Raw genomic sequence first — 14,379 nt, forward strand, 5'->3', positions numbered from 1 at the left:
CACTACAACGTCTGCCTCTGCCTGAATGGCGATACGGGCCAGGAAGCGGTTATAGGGTTCACCGGCGACGGAGAAGATAGGAATTTTCTGGGATTCAACCAGCGTGTTGAAAACATCAATCATCGGTACATTGGTACGTACCATGCGGGAAGCCAGTACACGACGAACCGGGTTTACTGAAGGCCCATCAATCTCCACCTTGGGATCCTGCTCCAGTGCCGGGCCACCATCAATAGGCTCGCCGGCACCGTTAAAGATTCTCCCAAGAATATTGGGGGAGTATGTCGTCTTCATTGGCTGGCCCAGGAAGCAGACAGACGCACCAGTGGACAGGCCCTTGGTGCCGGCAAAAACCTGGAGAGACACCTCTTCATGGTCAATCTTGATGATCTGCGCCATGGAGTAAGTCTGTCCATCCTGCTCAATCAACGCCAGGTCACCATAGTTAGCCTGGGCATTACCCTCAGCCAGGTTAGGTACGTGGACGCGAATGAGGTCACCAACGATGCTGAGAATATTGGTGTATCGCAATAGGCTCTGGGGCATTACTGCTCCTCTATACTGCTGGGAAAAATGAAAAGAGAATGGATCATGGGCTCAGGAGATCATCAGTCATACAGGTGACGCTGAATAATTGCGATGCACCTTATTGCACAAAACATTCCATACAACAACTGCACACGACATAAACCAAATGTCGTATTTTTAAGCTGACAGGCTCAAACACTGATTTGTACTGCTGGCGCTATCCAAGCCTCCTGTAAACAGTCTTTTGGTCTAATTAATTCAGCACCTCAGTACTCCTCCAGGGAACACTGAGGAACCATTTTGAGTAACGAATGAAAAACATCTAATAAAAACATCTAATAGAGTAGACAATTCCACGAGTTTCGCAGAACTCTACCTGAACAGCAGGCCAGATTAATGGCTTCCTGCAATTCTGATGGGCAACCGTCGTTTATACAAATTACCGGCTCTGCGGGAGCTGACGACTTTTACCCAATGTTTCCACCATCACCGCCTTAATGGTATGCATACGGTTTTCTGCCTGATCAAAGACAATGGAGGCGTCAGACTCGAACACATCCTCAGTGACTTCCAGGCCGTTCATACCAAATTTGTCAGCAACTTCTTTACCAATCACCGTGTCATCATTGTGAAAGGCCGGCAGGCAGTGCAGGAAAAGAACATTGGCATTGCCTGTTTTTTGCATCACTGCCGGATTCACCTGATAGGGCTTCATCAGCTTGACCCTTTCATCCCAGGCTGCCATCGGCTCCCCCATGGAAACCCAGACGTCGGTGTAAAGAAAATCACAACCAGCCACCGCTTCATCCACCGACTCACTGATGGTGATCCTGGCGCCGGTTTCCCGGGCAATTTCCCGACATTGCCCGATGAGTGCCGGGTCGGGGAAGAATTCCGCAGGCGCGGCAATCCGGAAATCCACACCCATTTTTGCCGAGCCGACCAGCAGGGAATTGGCCACGTTGTTGCGCCCATCTCCGAGATAACAGAGTTTCATCTCACTCAGCGGGCGACCATTACCGTGTTCCTGCATGGTCAGAAAATCCGCCAGTACCTGGGTTGGATGCCAGTCATCCGTCAGACCATTCCACACCGGCACACCTGAGTAAGCGGCCAAATCTTCCAGGTGCTGTTGCCGGTGGCCACGAAATTCGATGCCGTCATACATACGCCCCAGTACCCGCGCTGTATCCTTAACGGTCTCTTTGGCCCCCATCTGCGAGCCGCCACCGATATAAGTTACCCTGGCACCCTGATCAAAGCAGGCTACCTCAAAGGCACATCGGGTTCGGGTCGAGGCCTTTTCAAAAATCAGGGCAATATTTCGCCCGGTTAAAAACTGCTCCTCGGTACCGGATCGCTTTGCCGCTTTCAGCTGTGCTGCGCACTCCAGCAAGTGGCTGATCTCCAGCGGAGAAAAGTCCAGTAGCTTGAGAAAATGACGGTTCTGCAAACTCCTCTCAGTATCGACGGTCATATACAGCTTCCTGTTCCAGGTTATTTATTGTTCTGTCTCACATTTGTCATTCCAGCCAGTAACAATGTTATTACTGCTGGCGGTCAGGAGTCAGGGAGTCACATCATCCATAGACCGGTTATTGCTGTCCAGTCCCAGACAGAACTTCACCCGCGCATAGACTAGCGCCGGATGATACGGAAGACATTACGTAATAATACGTTTCCAGACTTTAACTGCACTGACCGGGCTTCTTATTTATGGTCACTTTACCCACGGAAACAGCTGTCCTGACCAATACCTTACCATGCGCTGAAACTTATCCCGATAAACGACAACCATCTTATCCCCTTCCGGTTGGCGCAACGTCCATACAGAGACTATTCTCTCCTTTCAGGAAAGTGCCAATCCGCAAATTACAACCACTCCCAGACATACATTTCTGTGTAATAACAAGCTCCTGTCAAGCCACTATTCGAGGTTGATTATGAAAATCACCAAACGGGCATGGCCAGTCCTGATTATTTCTGCTCAGTTTGACGCCAACAATGATGAAGGTTTACGCCTGCGAGAGCTGGTTGAGAACCTGGAAGAAGTTCAGGAGCTGACCGTGCACCCGTCGTTCAGCTATGAAGACGGTGTTGAGATCTTCATGTCCCGTTCTGATCTGGGGGCTGTCATTATCGACTGGGACATTCGCAGCGAAACCGGCAGCGAGAGTATGGAGCCGGAAGTCCTGATAAACCTGATCCGCACCCGCAACAGGCATATCCCTATCCTGCTACTGACTGAACGGCTGGCCGCTGCCAACATTCCTACTCATGTCCTTGAGATCATAAATGATGCCCTGTGGAAAACCGCCGATACTATCGAATTTCTGGCCGGGCGTATTGATGTCTTTGTGAATGAGTATATCCAAAGTGTCTACCCGGGCTTTTTTGGCACTCTGGTTGAATACGCCCAGGAGTATAAATACGCCTGGCATACCCCCGGCCATATGGGTGGCGAAGGCTTTCTGCACAGCCCTGCAGGCAGGGCCATGCATGACTTTTATGGTGAAAACGTCTTTCGCGCTGACCTCTCAGTCTCAGTGCCGGAGCTCGGGTCGTTGCTGGATCATTCCGGTGTGGTGGGCGATGCCGAGAAAAATTCAGCCCGGGTTTTTGGCGCTGACTACACCTATTACGTTCTTAATGGTACCTCCAACGTTAACCAGATCATCTGGCGCAGCCAGCTGGTGAGAGATGACATCGCCTTTGTTGACCGCAATTGCCATAAATCCCTGAACTACGCCATGGTCATCACCGATGCCTACCCGGTATACATGGTACCCAGGAGAAACAAACGGGGAATCATCGGCCCGTGCCGTTTATCCGAGTTTTCGGAAGAATCCATCCGCAGCAAAATTGACGCACACCCCAATATTCCGGCAGAGATAAAAAGCCAGAGCACAGTAAAAATGTCCGCACTGACTAACTCAACCTACGACGGCATCTGCTACAACGTCATCAACATTAAAAAAGAGCTTCAGCAAAGCGTCGAAAATCTGCACTTTGACGAAGCCTGGTATGCCTACGCCCGGTTTCATCCAATCTACAAAGATCACTTCGGCATGGCCGATGACGACAGGAACAGCGATCATCCCCCTATCTTCTGCTCCCACTCAACCCACAAGCTGCTGACGGCCTTTTCCCAGGCATCCATGCTGCACATTCGCAGTGGCAGCAAGGAAAAAATCAACCCGGATGAGATCAACGAATCCTACATGATGCACTCATCCACCTCGCCACAGTACAGCATGATTGCCTCGCTGGACGTTGCCACCAAGATGATGGACGACAACGGTGAAGTTCTGCTGAACGACATTATCCTGGACGCTATCCGGCTGCGCCAGAAAGTCACCCGGATAGCCAGGGAAATGAAAACCGCCAAAAGCTGGTTTTTTGAAATGTGGCAACCTCGCATCGTCAATTACGACGGCAGTGATACGGCGTTTGAAAATGTTCCCGTGGAATACCTGGGCAGCCACCAGCAGCCCTGGGTATTCAGCCGGAAAAATGACTGGCATGGTTTTGCAGAAATTGAAGACAACTATGCCATGCTGGACCCCATCAAGCTGACATTCATCACACCTGGACTTGATGATGCCGGTAATCTTACCGATGAAGGCATTCCCGCCTCCATCGTTACTGACTATCTGATCAAACACGGCATCGTCTGCGAAAAAACCGATTACTACTCCTTCCTGCTGCTCAACTCTCTGGGTACCACCAAGGCCAAACAAAGCTCGCTGCTTTCGGCGCTGCTCAAATTCAAGGCCCTTTATGACAGAAATGCACCTCTTGAGCAGGCACTGCCCCGGCTGGTCAACGACTATCCAAAGACGTACGCAGGGGTTGGCCTGAAGGATCATTGCAGTGACATTCACCAGTATTTTAAAGAGCATCAGATGCTTGACAAGATGCAGGCAGCCTTCCAGGTCATTCCAGACCCGGCCATGAAGCCAGCCGATGCCTACCATTGCGTGGTCAGGAAACAGGTTGAGTATGTTGAGCTGGAAGTGATGGATGGCCGGGTTCCTGCGGTCATGATAGTTCCCTATCCTCCCGGCATCCCCATCATGATGGGCGGTGAATCCATGAATGATAAAGCCAGACCCATTCTGGACTATCTGATGACACGACAGAATTTTGAAAACCGGTTCCCTGGCTACGAAAGCGATATACACGGCGTCGAACGGGTTGAGCGGGATGGCAGGCAATTTTTCCACACCTTATGTTTGCAGGCATGACGGTTTGTCCCAGGCCATTTACCGGGGGTCCCCGCTCCCGGTCAATTCCATCCCCCCTTGTTCACGAAAAAACATGTTCACGAAAAAAACATCACGCATTGGTTTCCTGCTGGCTGGCTGCATTATTTTAATGTCAGCTTTCATGTCATTAGCAGGGCACAGGAGTCTTCACCATGTCCAGTGACACCCCGGATAAACAACAGACGTCTTCAAATCAACCCGCTGAAAACCCGAAAGGTAACGAGACTAAAAAACTGGGTATGGTCGGTGCCACCTTCCTGATTATTTCCAGCCTTGCCGGCAGCGGTGTCATTGCCTTGCCCCAACAGCTGGCGTTTACCGGCTCCATTACCCTGGTCTCTTTTATCCTGGTGACTCTCGGGGCCCTGTTCCTGACCCTGGTTTATGTCCGGGCAGGGGAACGCTTTGACGACCCAAGCCCTACCGCACTGGCCACCACCGTTAGCCCAATCATGGGAGCCAAATGCGGCTTCTTTTATGTATACGGCAACCTGATCTCCAATGTATCCATTCTGATCGCGGGCCTTGGCTATATTGCCATGTTTATTCCGGAACTGAACGACCCGATCATTCTCGGCTGTACGGTCATTGCCCTGATCTGGCTTTTTGTCCTGCTGTCGCTCAGGGGGGTTGGCATCATTGCCCAGGTGGTGTCCATCACCGTCACATTACTGCTGGTTGCCGTTGTCCTGACCAGTATCCTGGGATGGATGGAATTCAGCCCTTTGCAGTTTCGCCAGAACTGGAATGTCTCAGGCAAAGGTGATGGCTCAGCCATTATGGCCGGGTTTGCCCTGCTGATCTTTTCTTATGTGGGGGTAGAAAGTGTGGCCACCAATGCAGAGCAGATTGAGAACCCGCAGAAAGTGGTCCCCATTGCTACCATTGTCGGCTTTCTGGTGGTGGCGGTTTTTTATGTGCTTTCCACCACCGTTATCGAAGGTATGTTCAGTGCTAAAGTGATTCAGGACGCACCGGCCTCTTTTGCCCTTTCCATGGAAAAGATCTTCCACTCATCTTACGTTGGCCAGGTGGTTTCCCTGGTGATGGCCATCGCCTGCATCGCCAGCTTTATGGTCTGGGGGCTGAACTCAGTCAGTGCGGCAAAAACCAGTGCCGACAACGGCTTTCTGCCCAAAGCCTATTCCTATACCAACCGATACGGCATAGCCAGCAAGGGCCTGGTGATTAACGGTGTCATCATGACGGCGGTGGAGCTGGTGCTGATGATGATGGGCAGTGATATTGCCGAGGCTTTTAATATCTCTGTGACCATTTCTGTGCTGCTGTTGTTATTTCCCTACTTCTGGTCCGGCATGGCACTGTTAAAGCTGGATCATATGGAGAAGAAAACATCCCGCTCCAATATCGTGATTGTGGCCCTGTCTTCACTGTTTATTATCTCAGCCTTTGCCTCAGCCAATTTTGATGAACTGATGATGGTCATCGCCATGGTGATGATTGTTCCGGGTATCTATGCGGTCCTGATGAATATTAAAGTTATTAATCTGGACGACATTGATACGTAAGTTTGATTACAGTTCAGGTAATTGCGCCATTCAGGGCAGCCTTATTCAGCGCGACTTTTTGGGCTTTGAGTCGGCGCAAAAGAGGTAATGTGTGCCTCAAAGATCTGGTAGCCGTTTATAAATACCTGCAAGTAGTCACAGATTTCATCAATGCTGGACGAGCACTGGGTAGAAACCGACCGATCTTTCATATTGACCAGGTAGAATCTGTCGGTATCACAGACCAGCACCAGAATCTTTTGTGGAGTAGCGGATACCCCTGACTTGAACTCAATCAGAATATAGTCCGTCTGGTTAGCGGTTCGTACGGTATTCATCTCTGTCAAGGCATCTACTACCTGGTGCTGCAGGCGGGTCATTTGTCCACTTAACTCAATTTCGCTCATGGGCAGACCGGGCATCTGCCCGGTAGTCGTTCTCAAAAAGAGAATTTTCTCTTGTTTCTTGCGATAACCAAGTTCGAACATATGAGCAATCACACGTTTGACGGTCAGTTGAGAATCCCGCAGATTGCCGTCAATCATGTTACTCAGCAGGACAACCTTTTCCGCATCCTCTTTGCGGATACGTTGCAAACCAAGACTCTGGGCGGCAGCCAGAAGAATCCCCCGGTCATTTTTTGCCGGCACCCCTTCGCCGAAATCCCTCGGAGGGTACTGCTGAACGAACGCCTTGACGTCAATGTTATCCAGACCTTCGGCATCAGACTCTCCCTTTTTGGTCGGACGAACAAAGATGGCCTGGGTTGCACCATTGGTCAGCATAAGGAACTTGAGGTATTTTACCAACTGGGTACCACTGGCAAAACTTCCGAAACCGAGGCGCCCGAGGAATCGGCTCGATAACTGCTCACCGAAACTAAATAGAAATATCAGGCCAGGCTCAGTCGGTTCAGTCGAATGACGAAAAATTCGCACCACTGGCGAAACCGGTTCCGGGCAACCCGTTACCGGATTCTGGCGTGAGCAGGCGAAGGTAACAAAAAACGGGTGTTCCGGCTTCAGCTGGTCAAGATGTTGCTGCATAGCGGTAAAGAACCCATGGGCACCATCAGGCTTGTCAATATTCATCTGTTTGCCGCAGAGATAGCCTTTTTTCTCGCAAATTTTCTGCCATTTCGGCACCACCCCTGAAGCCATGATCTCCCTCAAAAACAGGTTGTCTTCACTGCCGCTTGCCAGAGCAAGCAGCTTGCCTGGCATAATCCTTTGCGCCAAAAGCCGCTCAAATCCCATGGTCATACGGACTAGATCGATCTCCTGTGAGGGGCGAGCGTCCCTTTGGGAAGCTGTCGGCAGGAAAGGATGAGAAGCCCCTGGCGTTATCAGATCCTGTGGGGCCAACGGGTACTGTAAAAGACTGCCTGATTGAGAATCCGCTCTTTCGCTCCCGCCCTCAGCCCCAGCAACGTGCTGATGGTCGGTCGCTGATAGCGGCCCCGGAACGGTGGCAATTGATCCAGCCTGCCCACCGGCAGCTCCACTATCGGGGGTCCGGGTCGGGACAAGGTCACCATCGGCCAGTACTGGTTCAAAAAAACACCAATCGTACCTCTTCACCTCTTCGGTAAAATCAACATCCCTGGAAAATTCAACGGGTGTTGTATTGCAGACTGAACACGGAGTAACCTCACGGGTCATCACGACCGTACAGCCATAGTGGTAGACGTGTCCGCAACAACGGGAAGCCATAAAGGGAGGACGCTCAACAAACTCTACACACAGATGACATAACCGACGCAGGATAATCTCGTCCGTTAGCGGTTGCAGCGCACTGGCTTGACTGCCGACACCAAGACCTGGGCTATTTGATAACTGGGCACGGCTTGGATCCACAAAGACTCTCCCCAATAAAACGGCCAGGAGGCTATCTGAGAATAAACGGTCCTTCGCGGCAACTGCCCCTGCGTTGCTCCAGCCCCGGCACCCTTGCAGTCGTGTGGGCGAATAAATTGGTGTAAAAACTCCTTCTTCTTCACCGCGCTCCCATGGCCCCGTGGGAGAGTATGCGCTATATGAGATTAGCCCTTTTCTGCTCTAAATCCATCCCAGCGGCGAAATTCTGTCTTCCATTACCTCTCCTGTAACCGCGTTCACTATCATCTTATGTCTTATACGGTTGTCATCCAGAAAAATAATTTCCCTCACTTTCATATTATCTTTCATACTGCTTCTGGTTCTCAGCACGATCATTCCACGGTATTTTTTCCGTGCATTCTTAATAATCTGCTCAAGGGATACCTGCTTACCATCCGGTTTCATGTCATAAGTTGCGTCCAGGATCACCCGGCCAGTATAAGCATCCATGGTTAACTGGCGCCGCTTCACCCCAAACTGTTTGTCCGCCAACTCTATAACGTACACCATACTGCCATCCTGTCTCTCCAGCCAGGTTCGAATTCTATTTGCTCCAGGGTACTTACTGTCCACTTTTGACAGTATTTCTTCCATAGGCAAGGGTGCCTGCATAGGCGCATGATCTATCAGCCTGCCACTGAAGGCGTCATAAACAACACGTTCCATCTTGTTATTGGCACCAATAAAGTCGATGACAAACACCTTCTGCCGCTCTTCTTCCAGCAAACGGGCTGAGTGTATAACCACATTAGAAGCCTTGCCCCCAAACGTATTTCGAGTAGTCACTATCAGCTGGTCAAGTGGCACCATTGATCTCAGCTTACCGGGCTGTTCGAGATGTACAGATGTTGCCGACGGCTGGTTGCCTGCAGCAAAAGCCGCAGATAAAGACAAAGCTATGCCCGCCAATACTCCTAATACCATCGGAATACGAAAACTGAACACGTTCATCGGGTCAGGCCTCAATTTTTGCTACAATTTCTTGCTACAATTTCTTGCAACATTTTTTTCTCAACAAGAGCTGAACAAAGGTAGGAAAAATGCAGGTTACAGGTTAAAGAAAGAATAGAAGCTTTTTAATTTTTTTCCTGCGGCCTCAAGAGATATCGGCTGGAAATGTATTGAGGTTCCCGGTATTGCCTGTGCCAACCTGTTCAAATCCAACTGGGCAACGCAGCCAAATTTGGGGTAGCCACCCAGTGTCTGGTGGTCACGCATAAGAATAATTGGCTGACCATTTTCAGGTATCTGAACAGCCCCCAGGGCGATGCCTTCAGAAATTACCCCGTTGAAGGGGGGGATAACAGCAGCCCCATCCAATCGATACCCCATGCGATCACTGTTGGAGGAAAGCGTGAAGCGGGAATTATAGAGAGTGTTCCGGCTTGCTTCAGAAAAAGCCCGGGCCTGATACGACTCAATCAGATTCAGGCTAAGTTGCCTGGTGTATTCCGGGATATAGCGCATTGGCACCATGCGGTTGATACCCGGTTTAAATACCTCTTTGGAAGCTGTCTCAAGAAAATCCCCCTGGTTTATCAGGCACCCCCTGTCATCCACTCTCGCCCTTAACCCGCCAATACCATCCCTTAACACCGTCGCCACACTGCCAAAGACTGCTGGTGCAGCAAAGCCGCCGGGAATGGCCAGATAGGCTCTGAGACCTTTTCGGGGGAACTGGAATGACAACGTATCGCCTTCACTCAGATGAAGGGTCCGCCACCCATCAACAGGCTGGCCATTAACCCTGGCGGCCAGATCCGCCCCTGTTAACGCCAGCGTGACGGCTCGACGTGCCAACAATCTTGTCTGCCCCCCGGTGATTTCCAGCTGGGAACAGTACATACGGTTTCCCAGAAGATAATTTGCCCAGCAATAAGCATGCAGATCCATTGGGCCACCCTGGGCCAGCCCCTGATACCCCATTCCCGTCCGGCCAGGATCCTGAAGTTGCGTCATTATCCCCGGGTCTATGACTTCCAGTGCGACCACAAAGTACCCCCAAGCTGAAAAAACTCATCCCGTGATATGGGCTGGAACTGCACAGATAAGCCAACAGAAAAAGGCGACATGGGCGTCTTGTCAAAATCAATCAGGGAAACCGGACAATTCCCGATAATCTGCCAACCGCCAGGGGAGTCAGATGGATAGACGGCAGTTTGCTGGCCAGCAATCCCGACACTGCCTGCAGGCAGCATTTTGCGCGGCTCGAACTTTCTTGGCGTGGCAATGGCCGGGTCAACTGACCCAAGGAAAGCAAAACCGGGGCTGAAGCCGATAGCACAAACGACATAAGTCGACTGACTGTGAATTCGGGTAACATCTGCCACTGTGCGGTTATGACGTTGAGCAACCTCCGGCAGATCCGGCCCCGTCTCCAGGCTGTAATAAACGGGCAGGGTGATTTTCTTACTGACCTTCCGGGCTCGATCATCTTTATCTTCAGACCGGAAAAAAGCATCAACCAGCCCCTGCAGCCTGCCTTTTAACCTAATAAAATCTGTTTTCAGCGGGTGATACTGGATATAGATGGTCGTATAAGAAGGGATGACTTCAATAAGCTCTGACGAAAAGCCATGTCTGATATGGTCAGCCACATCGCCTATTTTTACCGCCAGGTCAGTATCAATATGATCACCCAGCCGTATGATCAGCGCCGTTTCTGAGACAGGCTGGATATCCATCATGGCGTAGCGTCTGTCGACGTTACAATCTGACGAATCTGCTGGATCAATGCTATGGCATCAGGATTATCCCCATGAACACACAGACTGTCGGCTTTCAGCTTCAGCCGCTTTCCGCTGATGGTGCTCACTTCCCCAGAGAGCAGGCTCCTCACCTGCTGAAGAATCGCGGACGAATCCCGGTGAACAGCCCCTGGCAAGGATCTTGATACCAGCAAGCCATGATCATCATAGGCCCTGTCTGCATAGGCTTCATAAATCAGTGGCACCGAATACCTGTCAGCTGTCTTTTTTTGCAGCGCTTTTTGCGGCTCATCGCTGTTCAGGGCCTGAATCATAAGCGATGGCCTAAAATCCAGGTTTGCAGCCGAAATCACAATGGCTTCAAACACCTCCGGGTTATTCATCATCCCATGATAAAGGGCGCCATGGGGTTTAATGTACTTTACCCGGGTGCCATGCTGCTGACAGATAGCATCCAGCGCACCGACCTGGTAGGCCACAAGCCATGTGATACTTTCCGGACTGTGGGGAATCGGCCGACGGCCAAACCCGGTCTTGTCGTTGAATCCGGGGTGAGCCCCAATAGTAACACCGCAGTTTACCGCCTGTTTCACGGTGTTACTCATGGTATCGGGGTCAGAAGCGTGAAAGCCGCAGGCAATATTGGCCATATCAATCCATGGCATCACCGCCTGGTCATTGCCCATTTGCCAGGGGCCAAAACTCTCCCCCATATCACAATTCAGCTGCACGGTTTTACCTGTAAAGTTTATGAACTTCTTCCGCCAGAATAGCCAGCCCTTTTTCAACGTCCTGATGATCACGGGTATAAGTCAGCCTGAGGCATTCATGCTTATGGGGCCAGTCGTCGTCTATGCCCGGGAAGAAGTAATGTCCGGAAACCACCAGCACATTTCTTGCCTTCAGTCGTTCATACAGTTCCAGGCTGGAGACAGGCAAGCCTTCAAACCATAACCAGAGAAACATTGCCCCTTCGGGCTTATGGACATGCCAGGGAATATCACCCAGCTTCTCCCTGAGACAGTTCATGGCAAACTGAGCCTTCTCCTGATAGTAAGGACGAATGACATTTTCACAAAGCGGGTTAATGCTGTCATCCCGGATCATATCCAGCGCCAGCAGGCTGCCGGTGCTGTTTGGAGCAAGATTCATTATGGCATTAATACCAGACAGTGCCCTGATAACCTGCTCATTGGCAATAACAATACCGGTTCTGACCGCTGGAAGACCCAGTTTGGACAGGCTCAGGCAAAGAATGGTGTGTTCGTTCCAACGGGGGGTCGCTTCGGTAAAGATCAGCTTTGGAAACGGCGTGCCGTAGGCACCATCAATGATCATGGGAATATCATGCTGCAGTGCCAGGCTATCAAGCCGCTCAATTTCCCTATCAGTCAGTACATTACCGGTTGGATTGGTAGGGCGTGACACACAAATTGCACCAATACTGTCATCAATCACCAGCTCCTGAAAATTGACCCGGTATTTGAACGTATGCGGATCCAGATGTTGAATTTCAGGTTTGTTGGCCGCAAAAAAATGATCAGTCAGCCCTGCATCAGCGTATCCGATATATTCAGGTGCCAGCGGTAACTGAATGCGCTTATGCCCGCCGTCCCCGTAATTTCCGGCAAACATATTGAACAGCATAAAAAAAGCGGCCTGACTACCGTTAGACAGGGCGATATTTCTCTCCGTCAGCTGCCAGCCAAACTGGCGGTTAAGAAAAGCCGCCATCTCACGGACAAACTCTTTTTCGCCCTGGGGAGGATCATAGGTACCCACCAGCCGGGTAAATTCCGCCTGACTTTCGGTAATTTTGCGCAGTCGCTGCCTGAATACAGCTTCAACTTCGGGGATATGGGCCGGATTGCCACCGCCCATCATAATCATATCTTTACCATCGGCGAGGGCATTGCCCAGATCATCCATTAATGAAAGGATGCCGGAATGGCTGGTGAATTTTTCGCCAAAGGCAGAAAGCTTCATGCTTACCCCTGATTTTTCTGGTCGTATTGTAATAAATAGGATAATAAAGTTGCAGTTATATAATGATGAAAAGAAGCTGTCTACCGTCCAGGGTATTGTGGGCATAGACGCAGGCTCATCGCCAGAAACCGGAGGTCAAAGGGATTATTTCGTACTTATCCCGTTATATCGTGAATGGCCGGTAATCCACCCGCTGCCGTTGCTGTGTAAATGGCACGATATATTGCCTGTTCCACAACCTCCGCCCCCATAATACCCAATACATTCACATCGGCTTCCACTTCACCGGTTGCTGCGCTGAAAATGGTATCACCGTCGTACATGGAATGGGCAGGTCGAATGGCCCGTGACAAACCATCATGCCCCATTTGCGCAACCTTTAAAGCCTGGGCTTTGGTTAATTTTGCGTTAGTCACCACCACACCAATGGTGGTATTTGTGCCCGGTAGCGCCTCAACGGCCCGGTCATCCCTTAAGATATCCATACCGGAAACAAATCGCTGTCCATCTTCACTCCTTGTGCCGGCCAGGAGCTTTTCACCAGCAACAACATCGCCCCAGGCATTGACGGCAACAACGGCAGCAACGACCAACCCTTTTCCCAACTTAATAACATCGCAACCAATGCCACTTTTGGTTGCCCGGTCAAACCCGGCAATTTTACCGATTGACGCTCCTGTACCGGCACCAACATTGCCTTCTGCTACGTCCTGGCGCCCGGCCAACCTCGTGGCTTCATACCCCATCTGCTCACCGGGCCGGACAGAGGCATCACCGACAGACTGATCAAACAGCACTGCACCGGTAACAATCGGGATCCTGATAAAGCCTGTCGGCAAACCTATGCCCTGCTCCTCCAGGTAACGACTGACCCCATTCATACTTGCCAGACCCGGCGCACTGCCACCACAAAGCACAATGGCATGCACCGAATTAACCAGGTTTTCAGGTCGTAGCAGTTCCGTCTCCCTGGTTCCGGGAGCAGCACCACGCACATCCACACCGGCTGTCGCGCCCTGATCAAAGCGCAATACCGTCACTCCGGTCAATCCCTCAGGATCTGAAGCATGACCAATAGCCAGACCTCTGATGTCAAAAAGCTCATGACGCCGGGTAGTCATAGGGACGACCTTTTCATGCTTCGCCAGTGCACCATTGTTAATTCAGATAAGATAGCCAAACAGGCCAGGACTCGCCCAAAAAGCTTATTCATACCTGGAAAAGTCCATATCGAGTTATTGGAAGATTATGAAGAGCAATCTTCAACATTGAACTCTGAATGTGATAATCAGGCAGCGGAAGATAAGCTTGAATACGTTGACGAACAGGAGGATTCTTAAGAGAGCCGAAAGTTTGATCAGGAAGCTTACGGATCGCCAGACCACAATTCAGAGTGATGAAGTCTGATTAATGACTATGAGTAGTGAGAGAGAGCTGTGAGTAGAAATTTGGCGTCCCCTAGGGGACTCGAACCCCTGTTACCGCCGTGAAAGGGCGGTGTCCT

The 14,379-nt window shown here is 50.8% G+C and carries 11 protein-coding genes and 1 pseudogene; 3 read left to right on the top strand and 9 right to left on the bottom strand.

From position 1 onward, the window contains the following. Together KDK13_RS06640 and argF are read right to left on the bottom strand one after the other, a co-directional pair. Nucleotides 1–546, bottom strand: a pseudogene (locus tag KDK13_RS06640) (V-type ATP synthase subunit B); the annotation flags it as partial. Nucleotides 547–967: 421 nt separating this feature from the next. Further along, entirely contained in the window at nt 968–2,005 is a 1,038-nt protein-coding gene (argF, locus tag KDK13_RS06645) for an ornithine carbamoyltransferase (RefSeq protein WP_257284191.1), read from the bottom strand. 466 nt (nt 2,006–2,471) lie between these two features. On the opposite strand from argF, the gene KDK13_RS06650 reads away from it, so the two are divergent. Then, entirely contained in the window at nt 2,472–4,775 is a 2,304-nt protein-coding gene (locus KDK13_RS06650; RefSeq protein WP_257284192.1) for an Orn/Lys/Arg decarboxylase N-terminal domain-containing protein, read from the top strand. A gap of 173 nt (nt 4,776–4,948) precedes the next feature. Beyond that, the gene (locus KDK13_RS06655) at nt 4,949–6,325 is read left to right on the top strand and encodes an amino acid permease (protein WP_257284193.1); all 1,377 of its coding nucleotides are present in this window, start codon (nt 4,949–4,951) and stop codon (nt 6,323–6,325) included. Between the two features lie 41 nt (nt 6,326–6,366). Here KDK13_RS06655 and KDK13_RS06660 read toward each other — a convergent pair whose 3' ends face one another. The 7 genes from KDK13_RS06660 to KDK13_RS06690 all read right to left on the bottom strand — a co-directional run bounded on the left by KDK13_RS06660 (nt 6,367) and on the right by KDK13_RS06690 (nt 13,996). Beyond that, nucleotides 6,367–8,160: a hypothetical protein gene (locus KDK13_RS06660; RefSeq protein ID WP_257284194.1), complete on the bottom strand. Its 1,794-nt coding sequence runs from the start codon at nt 8,158–8,160 to the stop codon at nt 6,367–6,369. A gap of 201 nt (nt 8,161–8,361) precedes the next feature. After that, complete coding sequence (locus KDK13_RS06665; RefSeq protein ID WP_257284195.1) at nt 8,362–9,132, bottom strand: PepSY domain-containing protein; 771 nt, start codon at nt 9,130–9,132, stop codon at nt 8,362–8,364. Nucleotides 9,133–9,228: 96 nt separating this feature from the next. After that, entirely contained in the window at nt 9,229–10,140 is a 912-nt protein-coding gene (locus KDK13_RS06670) for a biotin-dependent carboxyltransferase family protein (protein ID WP_257284196.1), read from the bottom strand. A gap of 11 nt (nt 10,141–10,151) precedes the next feature. Beyond that, entirely contained in the window at nt 10,152–10,868 is a 717-nt protein-coding gene (pxpB, locus tag KDK13_RS06675; protein ID WP_257284197.1) for a 5-oxoprolinase subunit PxpB, read from the bottom strand. Further along, nucleotides 10,865–11,620 carry a 5-oxoprolinase subunit PxpA gene (locus KDK13_RS06680; RefSeq protein ID WP_257284198.1) on the bottom strand — a complete coding sequence of 252 codons (756 nt, stop codon included), beginning with the start codon at nt 11,618–11,620 and terminating at the stop codon, nt 10,865–10,867. Before KDK13_RS06680 ends, pxpB begins: the two co-directional genes overlap by 4 nt. Before the next feature lie 4 nt (nt 11,621–11,624). Continuing rightward, nucleotides 11,625–12,875, bottom strand: coding sequence for a valine--pyruvate transaminase (locus KDK13_RS06685; protein WP_257284199.1), 1,251 nt, complete (start codon nt 12,873–12,875; stop codon nt 11,625–11,627). A gap of 155 nt (nt 12,876–13,030) precedes the next feature. Beyond that, nucleotides 13,031–13,996 carry a P1 family peptidase gene (locus KDK13_RS06690; RefSeq protein WP_257284200.1) on the bottom strand — a complete coding sequence of 322 codons (966 nt, stop codon included), beginning with the start codon at nt 13,994–13,996 and terminating at the stop codon, nt 13,031–13,033. Between the two features lie 15 nt (nt 13,997–14,011). On the opposite strand from KDK13_RS06690, the gene KDK13_RS06695 reads away from it, so the two are divergent. After that, nucleotides 14,012–14,215, top strand: a complete 204-nt coding sequence (locus tag KDK13_RS06695) for a hypothetical protein (RefSeq protein ID WP_257284201.1) — start codon at nt 14,012–14,014, stop codon at nt 14,213–14,215. The last annotated feature ends 164 nt before the right edge of the window (nt 14,216–14,379 follow it).

This window comes from Endozoicomonas sp. SESOKO1 (assembly GCF_024606265.1).
Taxonomy (GTDB): Bacteria; Pseudomonadota; Gammaproteobacteria; order Pseudomonadales; family Endozoicomonadaceae; genus Endozoicomonas.